Genomic DNA, 20,465 nt, shown 5'->3' on the forward strand with positions numbered 1-20,465 from the left:
ATGCCCCTAGTCTCTATGCGACAGCTGCTCGACCATGCCGCCGAAAACGGCTACGGTCTGCCGGCCTTCAACGTCAACAATCTGGAGCAGGTTTCCGCCATCATGGCTGCCGCCGACGAAGTCGGCGCGCCGGTCATCATGCAAGCCTCGGCAGGTGCCCGTAAGTACGCTGGCGAAGCGTTCCTGCGTCACCTGATCTCGGCGGCGGTGGAAGCCTATCCGCACATCCCGGTGGTGATGCACCAGGATCACGGCCAGTCGCCGGCCGTGTGTATGGCCGCGATCAAGAGCGGCTTCTCGAGCGTGATGATGGACGGTTCGCTCGAAGCCGACGGCAAGTCGGTTGCCAGCTACGAGTACAACGTCGAAGTGTCGAAGAAGGTGGTCGAGTTCTCGCACTACATCGGCGTGACGGTGGAAGCCGAGCTGGGCGTGCTGGGGTCGCTCGAAACGATGAAGGGCGACAAGGAAGACGGCCACGGTGCCGACGGCACGATGACCCGCGAGCAACTGCTAACCGATCCGGATCAGGCCGCCGACTTCGTGCATCAGACGCAGTGCGACGCGCTGGCCATTGCCATCGGTACCTCGCACGGCGCCTACAAGTTCAGCCGCAAGCCGACGGGCGACATTCTCGCCATCGACCGCATCAAGGAAATCCATCGTCGCATTCCGAACACCCACCTGGTGATGCACGGTTCGTCGTCGGTGCCGCAGGAACTGCTCGCCGAGATCCGCGAATTCGGTGGCGACATGAAGGAAACGTATGGCGTGCCGGTCGAAGAGATCGTCGAAGGCATCAAGCACGGCGTGCGCAAGATCAACATCGATACCGATATCCGCCTCGCCATGACGGGCGCGATCCGTCGCTATCTGTTCGAGAACCCGAGCAAGTTCGACCCGCGCGATTACCTCAAGCCGGCTCGTGAAGCCGCCAAGCAGGTTTGCAAGGCGCGTTATCTGTCGTTCGGCTGCGAAGGTCAGGCCAGCAAGATCAAGACGGTTTCGCTCGACAAGATGGCCGAGAAGTACAAGAGCGGCGATCTCGCTCAGATCGTGAAGTAATCGAACGCATCGCTGCCATGCCGGGCTCGCCCCGCATGGCAGGCTGCCCGGCCCGGGCAGCGGGGGATTGACGGGCTTATCCCGTCACATGCCTCGCGCTCAGGTCGCAGGCCCGGCTTTGGCCAGCACTCGCTGGAACAGAAGCCGGGCCTTTTCTTTTGGCATCTGCAACTGGAACTTGCCGCCCAGCTCGGAGCGGATCGTGGCGGTGAGCATTTCCACGCCGTCGACGATGAGCGTCATCGGTTCGTTCATGTGCTGGCGGGAGAAGTCGCGCATGCGGGTAGTCGCGCCGTCGCGCAGGCTCATCGTGATGACGACCTCGGTATCCGTCGGGGTGTCGCCTTTTTGTGCCGGGAACTGCAAGCCCAACTGCTCGATGTCGCGCGCCGCAAACAAGGCGAAGCGAGGAATATCGTCGTCGTTTTCCGGCGTGGCGATCGCGACGAGGCGCGGCAGCGCGGGCCGCTCGACGGTGTCGGTCGCGGTCGATGCAGGGCTCGGGGGGGCCGGGTGCGGCGTGCCGGGCCGATGGATCGGGGCATGGGCGGACGCTGCTGGCGGCGTCGCACCGGGGGAGGTCGACTGCGCAAACGCGGGCAGGCTGGCGAACGCCAGCGCGGCGCTCAGCGCCAGACGGGCGTGCCAATGCGTTTTCGGGAGCGGGCAGGGACGGGCGCCCGGTCGGACTTCGAGGCAGACGCCGCGGCGGCGCAAGGCACATTTGTCGGCGCAGGGCTGCCGGACAGTTTTCGGATTCGCGGCGTTCGTCACGGCAGTCCCCTCGGTTCGGGTGAGCATTTCCATTCTAGGCAACATCCGGGCAGGTCGAAGGACGGGAAATCCTAGCCCCCCGACCGGTGTGCGGTGGCGCCCGTGCCGGCGCAAATCGATAGTCATCCACCCAATCCCGAAGTCCGGTGCCGGGCTGCGTGGGAGTCTCCCTGGCCCCCCGCTCATTCGCTCGCGCCCTCGCGGCCATCCGGAGATTGCCATGCCCATGTCCCTGCCCAAAGTCGTTTCCCGTTGTCTGGGCATATCCAGCCCAAACGAAAATTCACCGCCATCGTCGGAGGGCAATTCCCTGGCGGGAGAGGTAACTTCGGTGTCTCATCGAGCGCAGACGACGGTGCGCGTCGCCGCAAGTGAGCCAACGCCCGGCCCTTCCGAGATCGCCATGACGACCATGGCCGCCGATTGGCGCGGCAGCGAGATCGGTGAAACCGCCGCACAGACGCACGCCAGCACACAAGTTCAACGCCGGGGAAGCGATGCCGCCGCGCAGGCAATGCCGCCGGCGATCGAGCAGGCGACGCAGGACTGGGCCGATCTGTATGGTGTTCATACCTCGCAATTGATCCGTCTGGGAAATCAATGCACGCGTTACGGCCTGATCGAGCTGGGCGGACATCGGTTCATCGTCGGGCCGACGGCGACGCCGGGAGAGGCGCGGGTGCTCACCCGCATGCTCAAAGCCCGCCCGCAGATCGGTGCGATCTTCTGTGTCGAACCCGGCGTGATGCAGCCCCCCGCCGACTCGGCGCACCTGTTGCGGGAGTCGCGTCAAACGGGGTACGCCGAGCGGCCCATTCACGAGTATTTTTCCAGCGTCATACATCGCAGCCCGCCGGCGTCGGATGCCGCTGCGACACGCGCGCAACCCGCCCCCGTTCCCCTTGATGGCGGACTGTCTCATGTGCAGTTCATGGAGTTTGTCGGCATGGAGCGATTCGATGCCGAGATTCCCCGCGAGGTGTTATGGGACGCCGGGCGCGGCGTTGCGGCGTTCATGCGCGAGAACCCCGGCAAGGTCGCGATGGTGTGTTCGGAGCGCGGCATCGCCCGGCCATGCGCCGTGATCGCGAGCGCGGCACTGCTGCTGACAAACGGCGATGCGGCGCTGCGCGCAAGCCTGCGCGAGCAGGTCGTCGGGCAACGCGCCAAGTACAGCGACCACCATATCAATCTGGCGGCCCGCAGCCTCGATCTGATTGCCGAATTCGCGAGACTGCTCGAGGTGCTTCGCACCCCCGGTCGAGGGGATCTCGATCAGGAACGCAAGATCCATTTGCTCAAGGCGCGGTTGCCGGCGCAGACCGTCGGTCAATATGGCGATGGGGACGAGGCTGGCGATGAAGCACGCCTGACTCTGGCGGCGCTCCTCGAAGACAATTTTGACCGTGTGTCACCGGCACTCATGTCTGGAGGATTGCCACCCGATACCGCGATGCTCTGGCTTTGCGACGAGTTCACTGTGCAGCGTGGCGTCCGGTTCCTGACGCCCAGCTACACCTACGGTCACGTCGACCGGATCTCCCAGGCGAGTATCGATCCGGACCATCGGAACGCGATCCGGCTGGTGTCCGTCGACGATGACGGGCTGACCTGCGACAACAAGTACTACGACGCCGCTTCCGTGGCCGACTGGTACCGCCATTGCCGTCTTCGTTCCAATGTGATGTCGAATCCGGTCTCAAGGGCCCCGGTCGTGGCGCTGCTCGTGCACGAGGGCGAACTGGCAAGGCTCGAGCCGCTATTCCGGCGCGGCACCGCCTGAGTCCGACGCCCCGTGTCGAGGGGCCGGGGGGGCGGCGTTCGACGGCGAGCGCCAGCGGGCGGAGCCGGCGTCGGTGCGCCGGCCTCCCGCCCCATGACACATCGGGGGGCGACATCTTCGTGAATCGCCCCCCGACGCGCGTATAATTACGCCTTTGCCCTTCCTGACATTGGGTCCCGCCGTGACTACCCCCGCTCCGAACGCCCTGTACGAATCCTCCCTCAAGAGCCTACCGCTGCTCTCGCGCGGCAAAGTGCGCGATAACTATGCCGTCGGCGACGACAAGCTGCTGATCGTAACGACGGACCGCCTCTCGGCGTTCGACGTGATCATGGGCGAACCGATTCCGGGCAAGGGCCGTGTGCTCAACCAGATGGCCAACTTCTGGTTCGACAAGCTGGCGCACGTTGTGCCGAATCACCTGACGGGCGTGGCGCCCGAGACGGTCGTGTCCGCAGACGAAGCCGGGCAAGTTGCCGGCCGTGCGGTCGTCGTCAAGCGCCTCAAGCCGATTCTCGTGGAAGCGGTGGTGCGTGGCTACCTCGCCGGCAGCGGCTGGAAGGACTATCAGGCGACGGGCGCCGTGTGCGGCGTGAAGCTGCCCGCCGGTCTGCAAAACGCGCAACAACTGCCTGAACCGATCTTCACCCCGGCGGCCAAGGCCGAGCTGGGCGAGCATGACGAGAACATCAGCTTCGACGACATGGTGAGCCGTATCGGCCGCGAACTCGCCGAGCAAATCCGCGAAATCTCGATTCGTCTGTACAAGGAAGCGGCGGCCTACGCGGCCACGCGCGGCATCATCATCGCCGACACGAAATTCGAATTCGGTCTGGACGACGATGGAAAGCTGCATCTGATGGACGAAGCGCTGACGGCCGATTCGTCGCGTTTCTGGCCTGCCGACTCTTACGCCGTGGGCAGCAACCCGCCGTCGTTCGACAAGCAGTTCGTGCGTGACTGGCTCGAGACCCAGCCGTGGGGCAAGACGCCGCCGGCACCGAAGCTGCCGGACGAGGTCGTCGAGAAGACGGCGGCCAAGTACCGCGAGGCGCTCGAGCGCCTGACCGGCCAGCAACTGGCCTGAGCAGGACACGACGACATGAGCGAGAAACAAGCCGTGGCCCCGCGCGTTGGCGTGGTAATGGGGTCCAACTCGGACTGGGAAGTGATGAAGAACGCGGCCGCGATTCTGGCCGAGTTCGGGGTGCCCTACGAAGCACAGGTCGTCTCCGCGCATCGCATGCCGGACGACATGTTCCGTTACGCCGAGGCCGCCCGCGAGCGAGGCCTCGTCGCGATCATCGCGGGGGCGGGCGGTGCCGCTCATCTGCCGGGCATGATCGCCGCCAAGACGACCGTGCCGGTGCTGGGTGTGCCGGTGCCGAGCAAGTACCTGCGTGGCGAAGATTCGCTGCTCTCGATCGTCCAGATGCCCAAGGGGGTGCCGGTCGCCACGTTCGCCATTGGCGAAGCCGGCGCCGCTAACGCGGCATTGTTCGCAGTCGCCATGCTGGCGGCCGGCGACAAGACGCTGGCCGACAAGCTCGATGCGTTCCGTGCGAAGCAGACCGAAGCCGCGCGCGGCATGACGCTGCCTGCGCTGTAAAAGAAAAGTCCGTCCCCGCTACTGTCAGCGCCTCAACGAAGATGAATTCTGCCTCCGCTACGCCTGTCCTTCCCGGCCAATGGCTGGGCATGCTGGGCGGCGGCCAACTCGGCCGCATGTTCTGTTTTGCCGCGCAATCGATGGGTTACCGCGTCTGTGTGCTGGACCCGGACCCTCGCTGTCCGGCCGGCGCCGTTGCCGACCGTCTGATCGTTGCCGATTACCGTGACGAGACGGCGCTCACCGAGCTGGCCGCGCTGTGCCCGGCCGTGTCGACCGAGTTCGAAAATGTGCCGGCCCAGTCGCTCGACTTCCTCGCCGCTTCCACGACCGTGAGCCCTGCGGGGCGTTGCGTCGCGATTGCGCAGGATCGGGTGGCGGAAAAGCGATTCATCGAAAGCTGCGGCGTGCCCGTGGCCCCGCATCTGGTCATCGAATCGAACGAGGCGCTTGCCGCCATCGGCGACGCCGCCATCGCGAGCGTGCTGCCGGGGATTCTGAAGACCGCGCGTCTGGGCTATGACGGCAAGGGGCAGGTGCGGGTGAATACCGTGGCCGAGGCCCGTGACGCTTATGCCGCGCTGGGCGGTGTGCCTTGCGTGCTGGAGAAGCGTTTGGCGCTGGCCTTCGAGGTCTCGGTGTTGAGCGCGCGCGGGGCCGATGGCACCGTGGCGACTTACCCGCTCGCACAGAACGTGCATATCGACGGCATTCTCGCCACCACGACGGTACCTGCTCCCGATGCCGACCCGGCCATTGCCGACGCGGCGCGCGCGGCAGCGGCGACGATTGCGTCGAAAATGGGCTACGTGGGCGTGCTGTGCGTCGAGTTCTTCATTCTCAAGGACGGCTCGCTCGTCGCCAATGAAATGGCACCACGTCCGCACAACAGCGGTCACTACACCATCGATGCCTGCGCGGCCAGCCAGTTCGAGCAGCAGGTGCGGGCGATGGCCGGACTGCCGCTGGGCGAAACACGTCAACACTCGCCGGCCGTGATGCTCAACGTGCTCGGCGACGTGTGGTTCGAAGGCGCCGCCAAGGATCAGCCGCGCACGCCGGCATGGGCTGAAGTTGCCGCGCTGCCGTCGGCACGTGTGCATCTCTATGGCAAGGAAGACGCCCGCGTGGGTCGCAAGATGGGCCACATCACGTTTGCCGGTGCGTCGTTGGACGAAGCCCGTGAGGCGTGCGTGACGGCCGCAGCGAGCCTCAACATCCCGCTGGAAGACTGAACGATGACGTCGCCTCACGCGCCGCGCATCGTCATGCCGCCGGCCGACGCCATTACGCTGGCCGCCGAACAACTCGCGGCCGGCGAACTGGTCGCGTTCCCGACGGAAACGGTCTACGGCCTCGGTGGCGACGCGGAGAATCCGGCGGCGGTCGCGGCGATCTATGCCGCGAAGGGCCGTCCGGCGAATCATCCGGTCATCGTGCACTTTTCGCCGGAAGGCGACCCCGGTTATTGGAGCGACGACGTCACGCCTGCGGCGCGCAAGCTGATGGACGCGTTCTGGCCCGGCCCGCTCACCTTGATTCTCAAGCGTGCACCGCACATCCCGGATGCCGTGTCCGGCGGACAGGATTCGGTTGGCGTGCGTTGTCCGTCGCATCCGGTGGCGCAGGCGTTGCTGCGCGAGTTTGCCCGCATCAAGGGCGGGCAGGGGGGCGTGGCCGGACCGTCGGCGAATCGTTTCGGTCAGGTGAGCCCGACCGCTGCGCAGCACGTGCGTGACGAATTCGCCGGACTGCCCGGCGTGACTGTCCATGTGCTCGACGGCGGCGAGGCCGCGGTGGGCATCGAGTCGACGATTGTGGATCTGTCGCGCGGTTTCCCGGCGTTGTTGCGTCCGGGCCATATTTCGCCCGGGCAGATTGCCGAGGTGTTGGGCGAGATGCCGCGCTTGCCGGGGCAGGACAGCGACGCGCCGCGTGCCTCGGGCACCCTCAAGGCACATTACGCGCCGCGCACGCCGCTGTATCTGTGCGAGGCCGGGCAGTTTGCGCCGGCGTTGGCCGTGCGTCCCGACGCAGAGCGTGTGGCGGTGGTGGCTTTCGCACCGACGCTGGCGACCTTGCCCGCGAGTGTCGCGACGTCGAACGATGTCGTGAAGATCGTGTTGCCTGCCACGCCCGCTGCGCTGGCCACCGATCTTTATGCGATGCTGCGCCGACTCGATCGTGCCAACGTCACGCACATTCTGTTTGAACGTTTGCCGGACACGCCCGAGTGGGCCGCCGTCGGCGACCGGCTCGGGCGCGCCGCCGCCGCTTTCGAGCGCGCGTAAGGCGTCAGCCGCCGCTCCGTAACGGAATTCGGCAGTCGGGACGACGCGTCAAAGCGCTTTGTGCGACGCCCCCGCGCTGCCGGTATTGCCGACCTTCCCGGACGCTCCCTCCTCCGATGGCATCGCCGTCGATCCGACGCTCGCCGAGGCGAACTGTGTCGGTTGCGTCAATGGCATCGCCTGCCAAGTGTGCCGCCACTCCGGTGGGCCGAACAACGCCATCCCCTTGTTGCGCCATCCCTTCATCGTGACGACGTCGCGCGCCATCGTGCGCCATTCGTGAAACGTCAGCGTGATCGGGTTGTGCGTGTGAATCTGATCGACGATGCCGAACTCGCACGGCTCGGTCTCGCTTTCCTCGACATAAGACCCGAACATCCGGTCCCAGATGACCAGGACGCCCGCATAGTTGCGGTCGATGTAACGCGGATTGCGAGCGTGATGCGCCCGGTGGATCGACGGCGTATTGAGTACGTACTCGAGCCAGCCCAGTTTCGGAATCGCCTGCGTGTGCACGAAGAACTGGAAGGCGAGATTGAGCAGCACCACGCCGACGATCTGCGTCGGCGTGAAGCCAATGAGCGCCATCGGCGTCCAGAACAGCCACATGCCTGCGACCGGATACATCAGGCTCTGACGGAATGCCGTCGACAGGTTGAGTCGCTCCGACGAGTGGTGCACGACGTGTGCGGCCCACAACCAGCGGATGCGATGGCTGGCACGATGAAACACGTAGTAGAGAAAGTCCTGCACGAGGAAGAGCAGCAGGAAACCGAGCCATCCGGTGGGCATCGTGTAGAACCGGTGATGGTCGTAGAGCCACGCGTAGAACGGCACGATGAGCAGCCACGCCAGCTTGTCCGCGCCCTGATGCATGAGCGCGAGCGTAGCGTTGCTGATGGTGTCCTTCAGGCTGTACATGCCGGGACGGCGGCGGCGCCAATACAACGCTTCGATGCCGATGCACAACACGAACACCGGCGCGAGCACCAGCAGAATCAACTCGACGTTCATGACCTCGTGTCTCCTCACGATGGGGTCATCTGAACCGGTGCTCCCGCCTCTGGTAGGTGTGGGCGAAGGTGGCACCGATGGAACGTCTATTCTGACCTGAATGCAGCGGGTCGGCGTGGTGGTTAGAGGGAAACGTCAAATGCCACGATGTGCTCACCTGGGCTCGCGTTCTCGTCTTCCTGCCTTGCTATCCGCCGCCGGACGATGGCGACGGTTTCAGCGACCGTTCTCGTACACCCATGAGATGAGCGCATCGTGGAACGCCCGCGCATTGCCCGCGCGCGGATCGTTCACCAGCGAGACCACGACATAGGTGTCGCCTGAGCGCGTGCCGACATAGCCCGCGACCGCGCTCACGTCGTCGAGCGTGCCGGTCTTGATATGGGCGTTGCCGGCCACGTCACGGTTCATCAGGCGGTTGCGCATGGTGCCGTCGACACCGACCGTCGGCATCGACTCGACCAGTACCTGCCCGGTCGGGCTGTTGATGCCGTGTTGCAGCAGACGGGCCAGTTCGGCGGCGCTGATGCGCTCGATGCGCGACAGGCCCGAGCCGTTCTCGACGACGAGTCCCGGCATGGCGAGATCGTTCTTGTCGAGCCAGCGATTGAGGACATCGCGCGAGCGGGCAAGGCTGGCGGGCGTGCGATTGTTGTCGGCCGCGAGGCCCAGCGTCAGGAACAACTGGCGCGCCATCACGTTATTGCTGAACTTGTTCATGTCATGCACGACTTCGGCCAGCGTCTGACCGCGATGCGTGACGAGCAGACGCGCCCCCGGCGGCACGACGCCCGTGCGCACATTCCCGTTGAACTGGCCGCCCGACGCTTGCCACAAGGCGCGGAAGCCGCCGAGGAAGAAGCGATCCCGGTCGGGTGCCGCCACGTTCCATCCCTTGTCTTCGCAAGCGGCCGGATACGTGCCCGAGAAATGTGCGACATACGCGCCGTCGGGTGTCGTGTTCAGCGTGGGATGAATGCGCGTGAGCCAGTCGCCGCAGTTGCCGGCCGCAGACGACGACATCTCGTTCGCGATCTGCAGATTTGCCAGCGGCGGCAGCACGTTCACGTCGACGGTGCCGTTCGGATTGCCGGTGAAGCTGAACGACACGGCCTTGAACGAGTACAGCAAGGGGTCGGGCGCGACGTTGTACGGCCGGTCGTCGCCACCGTCGATGGCGCCGAGTGCGCCAATGTCCGAGCTGTAGGCCGAGCGATCGAGCACGAGGTCGCCGTTGATGTTAGCCACGCCCGCGTTATGCAACTCGGCGACGAACTTCTCCATCTCTTCGGGCACGAGCTTGGGATCGCCCGAGCCCTTGAAATACAGATTGCCGTTGAGCGTGCGGCCATCCGATGTGCCGTCGGTGAACGCCTGCGTGCGCCAGCGATAGTCCGGGCCGAGCGTGTCGAGTGCGGCAATCGTCGTGACGAGTTTCATCGTCGAGGCGGGATTGCGCGGCACGTTCGGATTCACGGCGAGCAGCGGCGCCGCGATTTGTCCGCGCGTTTGCAGCGGATTGTCGACCTTCGCAACGATCACGCTCACATGCGAAGCAGGCACCTTGCTGGCCGCAAGCGCGCGCGACAACTCGGCGGGCAGCGGCGTGGCGCGCGCGGCGGCGACGGGCACCTTCGGCGTCTTCGCGTGCTTGGCGGGCTTCGCCTGCACGGGGGCACTCATGACCATCGCGAGCGTCAGCGCCGAGCAGCACAGGCGTGCAGCGTCGCTCATGACGCGGCGCGATGCCGTCGAGTGCGGTGAAGAGGAGGCGTGTGAGGCGCTGCTGAGCAAGCGAGGGACGCGCATGACGGGCGAGGTTCTCCAGTGTTGCGCGCAGCGAAACCGTACGGCCCGAGGGCGGAAAATACCCGGGCAAAGCGATGCGGACGCGGCGGCGAAGCGATGATCTGAGGTCGCGGACCGCGATGTGCGTCTGACATCGCGGTAGCATGCGTGCCATTGTAAGTCGGTCGTGCAACGAACTGTCGCTACAATGAGTCGAAATCCGGTGAGTGTCACGCATAGGCAACATCGCGCAGGCCAGACGAGGTTGCCGATACGGCCGACGGCCAGTGCGGTTGACGCTCGGTGACGTCCGGAGAAGGTATTAACCGGTGCCCAAGCCATGCGAATTTTGTTGGTGGAAGACGATGCGATGATCGCTACGGCCGTCATGAAAGGTCTGCGCCAGGACGGCTGGACCGTCGATCATGTCGGCGACGGCCAGCGTGCGCTCGATGCCCTCGCGCTCGAGTCATACGATGCACTGTTGCTCGACCTCGGCCTGCCGCGTCGCGACGGCATCGACGTGCTGCGCACGCTGCGCGCACGGGGGCAGACGTTGCCGGTACTCATCGCCACGGCCCGCGACGCGGTCACTGAGCGCGTGAAAGGACTCGACGCCGGGGCCGACGATTACCTCGTCAAGCCGTTCGATCTCGACGAGTTAGCCGCACGCTTGCGTGCACTGGTTCGCCGTCAGGCCGGGCGCAGCGAACCGTTGCTGCGTCACGGCGGCATCGTGCTCGATCCCGCAACGCGCCAGGTCACGTGCGGCGGTGCCCCTGTGGTGCTCTCCGCGCGTGAGTACGCCGTGCTCGAAGCGCTGCTCAACCGGCCGGGCGCGGTGCTGTCCAAGGCGCAACTTGAAGAACGCATCTATGGCTGGGGCGAAGAAGTGGCGAGCAATGCCGTCGAAGTGCACATCCACGGGCTACGCAAGAAGCTGGGGGCTGACGCCATTCGCACCGTGCGTGGCGTCGGCTACATGATGCCTGCGCCGGGCACGACGTCTGCGGAGGCCAACTGATGCGCTCGATTCGCCGTCGTCTTCTCGTCGGGTTGCTGATCACGCTGGTGGTGGCGTTGCTGCTCGCGGGCATCGCGATCTTCCGTCAGGCGCGCACTGAGGCCAATGCGTTATTCGATTTCCAGTTGCAGCAGATGGCGCTGTCGCTACCGGCGGAGCCGTTTTCGAGCGTGCCGGGCGAGCACAGCGACGCAGGCGGACTGGTCATTCAGATATGGAGCCGCAACGGCGTCGAGTTGTATTACTCGCATCCGCGCACGCCGCTGCCACCGCGTGCCGAACTCGGCTTCACCACCGTGCAGACGCCTGCCGGCGACTGGCGCGTGTATGCGGCGCTCGTTGGCGATAACGTCGTGCAACTGGCGCAGCCGATGGTCATTCGCGACTCGCTTGCCGTATCGATGGCGCTGCGCACCTTGTTGCCGCTGGTGGTCGCCATGCCGGTGTTGGCGCTGCTTGTCTGGATCGTCGTCGGGCGCGGTCTGCAACCGCTGCGCCGTGTGACGAAGGCGCTCGATGCGCGTGCGCCGGGAGCGCTGGAGGCATTGCCTGAAGCCGGGTTGCCTGACGAAGTACGCCCGCTGGTGCGCGCGCTCAACAGCCTGCTTGGCCGGCTCGATGAAGCGCTGGTGCAGCAAAAAGCCTTCGTGGCCGACGCGGCCCACGAACTGCGCACGCCGCTCGCTGCGTTGCAACTTCAGGTGCAATTGCTCGACCGGGCGAATACGGAGACAGAGCGCGCCGAGGCGATGCGTGATCTGCGAGAGGGCGTGCGGCGCGCCTCGCATATGGTGGCGCAACTGCTGACATTGGCGCGACAGGAACCGGACGTCACGCGGGCGGCAGCGTCGTTCGCCGAGATGCCGCTCGTCCCATTGCTGCAAGCGGTCGTGGCGAATCATGCGGCGCTGGCTGTCGCTCGCGGGATCGATCTCGGGCTGGATGCCCCCGAGGCGTTGGCTGCGATCAGCCGCGTGCGCGGCGATGCAAACGCGTTGCAGACGCTCTTCGGCAATCTCGTCGACAACGCGCTGAAATACACGCCGCGTGGCGGTCGTGTGGACGTTCGTCTGGTGGCGGCAATGCCGGCACCGGTGGTTGAGATCGAAGACACCGGGCCGGGCATTGCACCGGCCGAGCGCGAGCGCGTGTTCGACCGCTTCTTTCGCGGTGGGGCGGCATCGGCGGACGGGGACGGGACAGCGCATCCGGTGTCGCCGTCCGACGCCCAGATGCCGGACGACACGAGCGCGCCGCGTGCGCAGGGCAGTGGATTGGGTCTCGCCATCGTGCGTAACATCGCGCTTGCACACGGCGCGCGCGTGGAATTGTTCGACGCTCGCAACGGCCAGGGGCTGCGAGTGCGCGTGAGTTTCGGTGGCGCGGCGTCGGCGCCACCGCCCGCGCTTTGACACTGGCCGTGAGGCGCACGACGTCTCGCGCGCGTGCCGTCCCCGTCTCTCGTTGCCTGACATCGATGCGCTGCGCCGTAACGACAAGCGGCCGAGTGCGACAGGACATCGCGCGGTGCATCGACGCACCGCGCCTTCGGTGAAAGCCCGAACTCATCCGCGCGTCACGCTCGTGACTTTGTCGTTTTCGATCGTCAGGGTGCGGCGATCCGGACGATAGTCGCGTGTGGTCGGCATGGCCTTGCCGTCTTGCATGCCAATGCGCCACGGGCAGCCCTGCAACATCGTTTTCGCTTCCGTGAGCGACTTGCCGACGATGGCCTGATCGCTGGGCGTGTCCGGCGTGCAGTTGCCGTTCTGGCTCTGCATTTGTCCCGGCATCTGGGCTTGCCCCTGCGCCTGCATCTGCGTCGAATCGGCGGGGCCCTGCGTGCCCATGCCGTCGCCACGCGAGCCATTGCCGGGAGCGGCGTTCACGGCAATGGCGAAGGTGAGACATAACGTCGCGCCGGCACATCCCATCCAGCGAACTGCGGGGCGGTTGTGGCGATCCGTGCACGTGCGGCGAAGTGTCGTTTCGGTCGTAGCCATCGTCATTCTCCTGAAGTCGAAAACTTGCGACGCGGAATTGCGCCACCCCGCCACCGTAGGCAGCGGTAGGCGTCGCACGCAAGGCGAACCACGCGAGACGTTCCTTCAAACGCCTGCCGTCGTCACGCATAGCACGCAAGATCGCGCATGCCGGTATTCAATGAGTCACGATTTACGCGTCTTAAGGTTGCCTTAAGGGAGCCTCTCTACGATGACAGTCATGTCAAACGTGGTCGTCAGTAAGGAGAGACTCATGCGGACCTCGAAGCTCACTCGTACGCTCGTTGCCAGTGCCGTGCTCGTCGCGTTGACGGGCGGCTACGTGGCGGGGCGCCAGCACTGGCAGGCGCCGATCGCCTCGGAGATGGTCAGCGACGCCAATGCGGCCAATCCAGCGCTGGCGACGCCGGTCGCAGGCGCGCAGAACACCCCGAATACCGCACCACGCATGCTGGTGCCGGACTTCTCGCAACTGGCGGAACAATACGGACCGGCCGTAGTCAACATCAGTGTGACGCACGATGGGAAACCTACGGCGTCACGCGGTTCGGCGGCCACGCCGATGCCGCCGGGCATGGATCAGAACGATCCGCTGTTCCAGTTCTTCCGCCGCTTCTACGGCGCACCGGGCAACGATGGCGGTGGCGACGAGGGTGACGACGGCAGCAGCGGGCCGACGCGCAGTCTCGGCTCGGGCTTTATCGTGAGCCCGGACGGCTACATCCTGACCAACGCGCACGTCGTGGACGATGCGAGTCAGGTCACGGTGAAGCTCACCGACAAGCGCGAATACAAAGCGAAGGTCGTGGGCAGCGACAAGGCGAGCGACGTGGCGTTGCTCAAGATTGCCGCAACGGATCTGCCGACCGTGAAGATCGGCGATCCGGCGAAATCGAAGGCCGGCGAATGGGTAGTGGCCATCGGATCGCCCTACGGTTTCGACAACACCGTGACGGCGGGCATCGTGTCGGCGAAGGCACGCGCCTTGCCGGACGAGAATTACACACCGTTCATTCAGACGGACGTGCCGGTCAACCCAGGTAACTCGGGCGGACCGCTGTTCAATCTGAACGGCGAAGTCATCGGCATCAACTCGATGATCTATTCGCGCACCGGTGGCTTCCAGGGCTTGTCGTTCGCGATTCCGATCGACATGGCGATGAAGGTCAAATCGCAGCTCCAGCAATACGGCAAGGTGAGTCGCGGGCGAATCGGTGTGGCGATTCAGGAAGTGAACCAGTCGCTGGCGAAGTCGTTCGGGTTGCCCAAGCCGACGGGGGCGCTCGTGTCGTCCATCGACAAGAACGGCCCTGCGGCGAAGTCGGATCTGAAGCCGGGCGACGTGATTCTGGCCGTCAACGGCACGACTATCGACGATTCGGTGCAGTTGCCCGAGAAGATCGCGGATATGCGTCCGGGTCAGAAGGCAACGCTGACGGTCTGGCGCAACGGCGCGAAGCAGGACGTGAGCGTGACGGTGGCCGCGTTGAACGAGAAGAAGGACGTTGCGAGCAACGACGATTCGGCCACGCACGGCCGGTTGGGTCTCGCGGTGCGCGACCTCTCGCCCGACGAGAAGCGCGCTGCGCAGGTCACGAACGGTCTGCTCGTGGCGCGTGTGGGCGGACCGGCGGAGCAGGCGGGCGTGCAGCCGGGCGACATCATCCTGTCGCTCAACGGCACGCCGGTGACGAGCGCCTCGCAACTGAGCGACAAGCTCAAGAAGGCGGGCAATAATGTCGCGTTGCTCGTGCAGCGCGACGGGCAACAGATTTTCATCCCGGTCGATCTCGGCTAAACGCCGGGCGCGACATTCCCGGGATGCCACGCACTACCTTGTGTGCCGGTGCGGTGGCGGTCGCGATATCGCGGCTGTCGCAGCACCGGTGCGATCCGGCATCGTGATGACATGAACGGGAGGTCGAACATGTGGCAACAATGGCAACGCTGGTCCGTGGCTGCTGCGGCAGCCACGGTAATGGTTGGGAGTCTGGGCGGCATATCGGTTGCCCATGCGCAGGGCGGCATGCTGCCGCCGTCGATGCAGCAGGGCAACGTCACGTATGTCTCGGGCGGTATCGACAGTGACGAGTCGGGGGCTTTCAAGCGCGAAGCGTCGCGCTGGCCGCTGTCCATCGAGATGGCGGCACGCGGCGACGGCGCGAACGAGTATGTCGCCGATGCGCAGGTGCAGATCATGCAGGGTGGCACCACGGTGCTCGATACGCGCTCGAAAGGGCCGTTCATGCTCGTGAAGCTGCCCGAAGGTCACTACACCGTGAAGGCGACGTATAACGGCAAGCCCATGACGAAGGATGTGAGTGTGTCCGGCAAGGGGCACGCGGCAGCAACATTCCTGTGGCCGCACGACTGATGTGCCGATCGGTCGTGTCGGAGGAAGGGCTGCGGATGACGAGGTAACCCAGGTAGTACCACTCAGCAACGAGTGAGCGAGTTGCGCCGCCATGTTGGATATGGCGGCGCTTTTTTTTGTGCGGCGGGAAGTGAAGGGTGGGCGATCTGCCCGAAGCGTTTGCCGCTCAGGCGGCGCTACGGCACTCGGAGGCTTCGCTCTCGGCGGTATCTTCGCTCGCGCGTGCCGAGAAGGTTTGCTTGACGGCAATGCCATTCTTGATTGCCGTCATCTCAGCCAGAATCGCCACGGCAATCTCCGCCGGCGTGCGGGCGCCGAGGTGCATGCCGACCGGCCCGTGCAGCCGTTCGATTTCCGTCGAACTCAGATCGAACAGCGACAGCCGCTCACGGCGTCGCGCATTGTTCACGCGTGAGCCGATGGCGCCGATGTAGAACGCCGGGGACTTGAGGGCTTCGAGCAGCGCCATGTCGTCGAGCTTCGGGTCGTGGGTGAGCGTGAGCACCGCGCTGTGCGAGTCGAGTTGCAGGCGCACGATCAGATCGTCAGGCATCTCGCGCGACAGTTCGGTGCCCGGCACCTGCCATTCGTCGGCATATTCGCTACGCGGATCGCAGACGATGACGTGATAGTCGAGCGCGCACGCCATGCCTGCCACGTATTTCGAAAGTTGACCGGCACCGATGACCACCAGCCGGTGGCGCGGGCCGTGCGAACTGATCAGGCATTTGCCGTCGAATTCGAGCGACGGCGTATGGTGCCCCGGCGCAATGCGTACCGCGCCGGTGGCCATGTCCAGTTCGCGCACGACGAGGCGGAATTGCGCAATGGCGTCGAGCAGATCCGGAATGCGCGAGGCGTCGCTCAGCGGTTCGAGCACCAGTTGCAGCGTGCCGCCGCACGGAAGCCCGAAGCGGTGCGCTTCTTCGGCGCTCACGCCGTAGCTGGTGAGTTGGGGACGGTCCTGTGGCCAGTCGCCATCGCGAATGCGGGCGACGAGGTCGTCCTCGACGCAGCCGCCCGAGACGGAGCCGACCAGATGGCCGTCCTCGCGAATCGCGAGCATCGAGCCCACGGGACGCGGGGCGGAACCCCAGGTGCGCACGACGGTGCCCAGCGTGACGAAATAGCCCGCGCGGGTCCACTGTACGGCGGACTTCAGCACTTCCAGATCGACACTGTCCATAGCACGGTTCCTTTGGCAATACGCGAGCGGCAGCGTGTGGGGGCGAGGCATGGGGCCGCCGCCGTCACTTCACCGCTCGATGTGATCCGGCGAGTATATCGCGCCTTGGCTTGCGCTGTATTTGCGCCGATACTCCGCCTATTGCCGATCCATCACCCGTCCAATCCCCCGTCTTCCGGGCCGCTGGCGCGCTTGCGAGGCCCCGGGCGGGTGTCGGACCCGATGTCGCAGACGTGATCTGACGCGAGGTAACTCGTGTCACAATACTTCGAGGTTCGAGATATCGCCGCAACACCGACGCAACACCGACGAGTTTTCCTATCGCGTTTCGGGAGGGGCAATGGAACTGCAAAACAGCCGGCAGTTGCCGGTGGCACGAGACGTCGCATGGATCGCGCTGAACGACCCGGGCGTGCTGCGCGGGTGTATTCCGGGGTGCGAATCGCTCGAGCGTGTCGATGACACGACATGGACGATCGTCGTGGCCGCTTCGCTTGGCCCGGTGAGCGGGCGCTGGACGGGCCGCATCACGCTCTCGGACGTGATCGCGCCAACCTCTTACACATTGAATTTCGACGGACTGGGCTCGTCGGCCGGGCACACGCGCGGCAAGGCGGCAGTGACGTTGCAATCGCAAGGACCGATGAACACATTGCTGACGTATGACCTGAAGGCGCAATTCGGCGGCGAGTACGCCCATCTGGACGCCCCGCAGGTCGATAGCGCGGCCCACGCGCTCGCCGACGAGTTCTTCCGGCGCCTGACGGTGGCCATCGCCCCTCACCACCAACTCAACGACCCCGTGACCACCGACGGTGAAGTGGCGGCCGTCCTCGCAACGCGTGCCCCGCGCGATACGTCTTCCGCACGCGGCAAGATGGCGCGCTGGTGGCCGTGGGCGGTGGCGGTCGTGATCCTCGTGCTTATCGTGTTGTGGGGCAACCATGCCAGTTGAGCGTCGTCAGAGGAAAGCGGGACGTCCAGAGGCGGCAAGCAAGGTCGATATCGCCCTGAGCTCGGACGTTCATGACACCGACGCCCTCGCACGCGAGTTGCTCGCCGCCGCCGAAGCGCTGGAAGCAGCGGGCAAGGCCGCAGCGCCTGCGGGGGTCGCGAGCTACGACGTGCGCGTGCGTATTCGCGATGGCGACACGCCGGTGTTCGGGCCGGGGCGTCTGACGTTGCTGCGTGCCATCGACGCGACGGGGTCGATTTCTGCGGCGGCGCGCCGCATGGGCATGTCGTACCGGCGGGCGTGGCTGCTCGTCGAAGCGATGAACCACGAGTTTCGCGAGCCGCTCGTCACGCGCCATATCGGCGGTGTGTCCGGTGGCGGTGCGCAACTCACGCCCTTCGCGCAGAACCTCACGGCACACTACGACACGCTCATCAAGGAAATCCGCTTGCTGCTCGACGCCCATGTCCCGACTTTCGACGCCTATCTCAAAGGCGGCAAGGCTGTCGACCCGGACGAGGGGTAAACACCAGCTTCCGGTCGCTGATTCCCGCAGCCCCGACTATCACGAAAACGTTATCTCTCCGTGAGGACTTCGTCACCGGCCTGAGGCGACACTGACTCCATCGACGCGAACCCCGCGATGGAGGTCCCCATGTCCAGTCTGACGAAGTCCGTGCCCCCGGCGGCACAGCCCCCGGTGCGGTCCCGGCCGGTACAGCCCGGTTGGCTTCGCGTCACCCATTGGCTGAACGTGTTGGCCGTGCTCGTGATGGTGACGAGCGGCTGGCGCATCTACAACGCGTCGCCCATTTTCGGTTTTCGCATCCCCAACGAGATCACGCTCGGCGGCTGGCTCGGTGGCGCGCTGCGCTGGCACTTTGCCGCCATGTGGCTGCTGGCGGCCAATGGGCTCATCTATCTGCTGGTCAATCTCGCCAGCGGCCGTCTGTCGCGCCGCTTCTTTCCGCTGACGTTGCGCGGTGTGTTGCGCGACGCCTTCGCCGCACTGCGCGGCCGTCTCGCGCACGACGATCCCCGGCAATACAACCATGTGCAGCGCGCGGCCTATCTGTTCGCGGTGCTCGATCTGGTGTTGCTGGTGGCGTCCGGACTCGCGATCTGGAAGCCCGTGCAACTCGGCTGGCTGTGCACGTTGTTCGGTGGTTTTCAGGGCGCGCGGCTGGTGCATTTCATCGCAATGGCGGGCCTTGTCGCATTCGTTGCCGTGCATGTGGCGATGGTGGCGCTGGTGCCTCGCACGCTGCGCACGATGATTACCGGACGCTGAGCGCGCCGTCTACGAGAGAGCCAACGATCATGACCCTCGAACGAAAACCAGGCAACGCGTCGCCGAGTGCGCCAGTCGTGCGCGACGGTGAAGCGATTCTCCATGAAGCGCGTGCGTTGGTGAAACGCCGCGTGGCCGAGCCCTCGCGCAGAGCTTTCCTGACCCGCACGTTGTCGCTCGGTGGCGTGGCGTTGCTCTCGGGATGTTCGCTCGACGACAACCCCAGCGTGGAGTCGGCGCTCGACAAGATATCGAGATGGAACGACCGAGTGCAGGCTGCGCTGTTCCGTCAGGACGTGCTGGCGCCGACGTTCCCGGCATCGAGCATCACCCGGCCGTTCCCGTTCAACGCCTTCTATTCGATGGACGAGGCCCCGGTGGTCGACGCCGCCGATTATCAACTGGAATTGTCGGGACTGATTGCGGACAAGGCGCCGTGGCGGCTCGACGCACTTCGCGACTTCGCCAGTCCGCGAGCGGCAGAGCAGATCACGCGTCATGTCTGCGTGGAGGGATGGAGCGCCATCGGCCGCTGGGGCGGCGTGACGTTCTCCGACTTCCTGCGGCGTATCGGCGCCGACACGACGGCGCGCTACGTCGGTTTCAAATGCGCCGACGACTACTACACGAGTATCGACATGCCGACGGCACTGCATCCGCAGACGCTGCTCGCATTCACTTACGACGGCCAGACGCTGCCAAGGGAGTACGGCTTCCCGATGAAGCTACGTATCCCGACCAAGCTCGGCTACAAGAATCCCAAACATATCCGCGCGATTTTCGTGACGAACACCTATCCGGGCGGGTACTGGGAGGACCAGGGTTACAACTGGTTCGGCGGCAGTTGACGCTGAGGCGCGACTGCTGGATGAACGGAGCACTGTCGTGGTGTTCCGGCAGCACACACTCACTCTTGGAGGACTACGGCAATGAAGATGCGATATCTGGCGGTGATGGCGATGGGGCTGGCGCTCGGCACCGGTGCGGCGTTTGCACAGGACGCGATGAGCAAGGGCGATGCCATGAGTAAAGGCGACGCCATGTCGAAGGGCGATGCAATGGGTAAGAGCGGCGCCATGAGCAAAGACATGGACAAAAGCGGCAAGATGTCCAAAGGCGACGCGATGGGCAAGGGAGGTGCGATGAGCAAGCACGACGCCATGGGCAAGATGGACAAGGGCGACGGCATGTCCAAGGGCGACGCGATGGGTAAGGGCCAGTAAGTCGGGCGCGGTAAAGCCTAAAGGCGTCGTAACGGGAATCCGTTGCGACGCCTTTTCTGTGGCTGCGGCTCCCGCTCCCGCTGCC

20 protein-coding genes are annotated in these 20,465 nt (G+C 65.2%); 15 read left to right on the forward strand and 5 right to left on the reverse strand.

Translation table 11 applies throughout. The features are described from left to right. Positions 1–1,065, forward strand: coding sequence for a class II fructose-bisphosphate aldolase (fba, locus tag PI93_RS09985; protein WP_039372709.1), 1,065 nt, complete (start codon positions 1–3; stop codon positions 1,063–1,065). Between the two features lie 99 nt (positions 1,066–1,164). Here fba and PI93_RS09990 read toward each other — a convergent pair whose 3' ends face one another. Next, entirely contained in the window at positions 1,165–1,872 is a 708-nt protein-coding gene (locus PI93_RS09990; protein WP_039372707.1) for a hypothetical protein, read from the reverse strand. A gap of 370 nt (positions 1,873–2,242) precedes the next feature. Between PI93_RS09990 and PI93_RS09995 the strand changes: the two genes are divergently transcribed. The 5 genes from PI93_RS09995 (at position 2,243) to PI93_RS10015 (ending at position 7,522) form a co-directional block, all read left to right on the forward strand. Next, on the forward strand, positions 2,243–3,622 hold the full coding sequence (locus PI93_RS09995; RefSeq protein WP_039372704.1) for a hypothetical protein: 1,380 nt from the start codon (positions 2,243–2,245) through the stop codon (positions 3,620–3,622). Positions 3,623–3,803: 181 nt separating this feature from the next. Then, positions 3,804–4,709, forward strand: a complete 906-nt coding sequence (locus PI93_RS10000; protein ID WP_039372867.1) for a phosphoribosylaminoimidazolesuccinocarboxamide synthase — start codon at positions 3,804–3,806, stop codon at positions 4,707–4,709. A 15-nt stretch (positions 4,710–4,724) separates the two neighbouring features. Beyond that, a complete protein-coding gene (gene purE / locus PI93_RS10005; RefSeq protein ID WP_039372702.1) occupies positions 4,725–5,231 on the forward strand; it encodes a 5-(carboxyamino)imidazole ribonucleotide mutase in 507 nt (168 codons plus the stop codon). 41 nt (positions 5,232–5,272) lie between these two features. Beyond that, positions 5,273–6,466 carry a 5-(carboxyamino)imidazole ribonucleotide synthase gene (locus PI93_RS10010; protein ID WP_039372699.1) on the forward strand — a complete coding sequence of 398 codons (1,194 nt, stop codon included), beginning with the start codon at positions 5,273–5,275 and terminating at the stop codon, positions 6,464–6,466. Positions 6,467–6,469: 3 nt separating this feature from the next. Further along, positions 6,470–7,522: an L-threonylcarbamoyladenylate synthase gene (locus PI93_RS10015; RefSeq protein WP_052240823.1), complete on the forward strand. Its 1,053-nt coding sequence runs from the start codon at positions 6,470–6,472 to the stop codon at positions 7,520–7,522. Between the two features lie 48 nt (positions 7,523–7,570). On the opposite strand, the gene PI93_RS10020 is transcribed toward PI93_RS10015, so the two are convergent. Both PI93_RS10020 and dacB read right to left on the reverse strand, forming a co-directional pair. Further along, positions 7,571–8,536, reverse strand: a complete 966-nt coding sequence (locus PI93_RS10020) for a sterol desaturase family protein (RefSeq protein WP_039372696.1) — start codon at positions 8,534–8,536, stop codon at positions 7,571–7,573. 216 nt (positions 8,537–8,752) lie between these two features. Beyond that, positions 8,753–10,270: a D-alanyl-D-alanine carboxypeptidase/D-alanyl-D-alanine endopeptidase gene (gene dacB, locus PI93_RS10025; RefSeq protein WP_039372694.1), complete on the reverse strand. Its 1,518-nt coding sequence runs from the start codon at positions 10,268–10,270 to the stop codon at positions 8,753–8,755. Positions 10,271–10,664: 394 nt separating this feature from the next. On the opposite strand from dacB, the gene PI93_RS10030 reads away from it, so the two are divergent. After that, positions 10,665–11,348 carry a response regulator gene (locus tag PI93_RS10030; RefSeq protein ID WP_039372692.1) on the forward strand — a complete coding sequence of 228 codons (684 nt, stop codon included), beginning with the start codon at positions 10,665–10,667 and terminating at the stop codon, positions 11,346–11,348. Next, on the forward strand, positions 11,348–12,760 hold the full coding sequence (locus PI93_RS10035) for an ATP-binding protein (protein ID WP_039372689.1): 1,413 nt from the start codon (positions 11,348–11,350) through the stop codon (positions 12,758–12,760). The genes PI93_RS10030 and PI93_RS10035 overlap by 1 nt, the downstream gene beginning before the upstream one ends. Before the next feature lie 153 nt (positions 12,761–12,913). Here the strand turns inward: PI93_RS10035 and PI93_RS10040 are convergent, their stop codons facing one another. After that, the gene (locus tag PI93_RS10040) at positions 12,914–13,351 is read right to left on the reverse strand and encodes a hypothetical protein (protein ID WP_039372687.1); all 438 of its coding nucleotides are present in this window, start codon (positions 13,349–13,351) and stop codon (positions 12,914–12,916) included. Between the two features lie 253 nt (positions 13,352–13,604). On the opposite strand from PI93_RS10040, the gene PI93_RS10045 reads away from it, so the two are divergent. Further along, a complete protein-coding gene (locus PI93_RS10045) occupies positions 13,605–15,149 on the forward strand; it encodes a DegQ family serine endoprotease (RefSeq protein WP_039372684.1) in 1,545 nt (514 codons plus the stop codon). A gap of 129 nt (positions 15,150–15,278) precedes the next feature. Beyond that, positions 15,279–15,725, forward strand: coding sequence for a hypothetical protein (locus PI93_RS10050; protein WP_039372682.1), 447 nt, complete (start codon positions 15,279–15,281; stop codon positions 15,723–15,725). Positions 15,726–15,891: 166 nt separating this feature from the next. Here the strand turns inward: PI93_RS10050 and PI93_RS10055 are convergent, their stop codons facing one another. Further along, positions 15,892–16,911, reverse strand: a complete 1,020-nt coding sequence (locus PI93_RS10055) for an XdhC family protein (RefSeq protein ID WP_039372680.1) — start codon at positions 16,909–16,911, stop codon at positions 15,892–15,894. Between the two features lie 340 nt (positions 16,912–17,251). Between PI93_RS10055 and PI93_RS10060 the strand changes: the two genes are divergently transcribed. The 5 genes from PI93_RS10060 (at position 17,252) to PI93_RS10080 (ending at position 20,380) form a co-directional block, all read left to right on the forward strand. Beyond that, a complete protein-coding gene (locus tag PI93_RS10060) occupies positions 17,252–17,866 on the forward strand; it encodes a CoxG family protein (protein WP_039372677.1) in 615 nt (204 codons plus the stop codon). After that, entirely contained in the window at positions 17,856–18,392 is a 537-nt protein-coding gene (locus PI93_RS24985; protein ID WP_080759298.1) for a winged helix-turn-helix domain-containing protein, read from the forward strand. Before PI93_RS10060 ends, PI93_RS24985 begins: the two co-directional genes overlap by 11 nt. Positions 18,393–18,521: 129 nt before the next feature. After that, positions 18,522–19,157: a cytochrome b/b6 domain-containing protein gene (locus PI93_RS10070; RefSeq protein WP_052240821.1), complete on the forward strand. Its 636-nt coding sequence runs from the start codon at positions 18,522–18,524 to the stop codon at positions 19,155–19,157. Positions 19,158–19,186: 29 nt separating this feature from the next. Further along, positions 19,187–20,005, forward strand: coding sequence for a molybdopterin-dependent oxidoreductase (locus PI93_RS10075; RefSeq protein WP_039372674.1), 819 nt, complete (start codon positions 19,187–19,189; stop codon positions 20,003–20,005). Positions 20,006–20,086: 81 nt separating this feature from the next. Next, the gene (locus PI93_RS10080) at positions 20,087–20,380 is read left to right on the forward strand and encodes a hypothetical protein (protein ID WP_039372672.1); all 294 of its coding nucleotides are present in this window, start codon (positions 20,087–20,089) and stop codon (positions 20,378–20,380) included. The last annotated feature ends 85 nt before the right edge of the window (positions 20,381–20,465 follow it).

It is taken from the genome of Pandoraea fibrosis (genome assembly GCF_000807775.2).
Taxonomy (GTDB): Bacteria; Pseudomonadota; Gammaproteobacteria; order Burkholderiales; family Burkholderiaceae; genus Pandoraea; species Pandoraea fibrosis.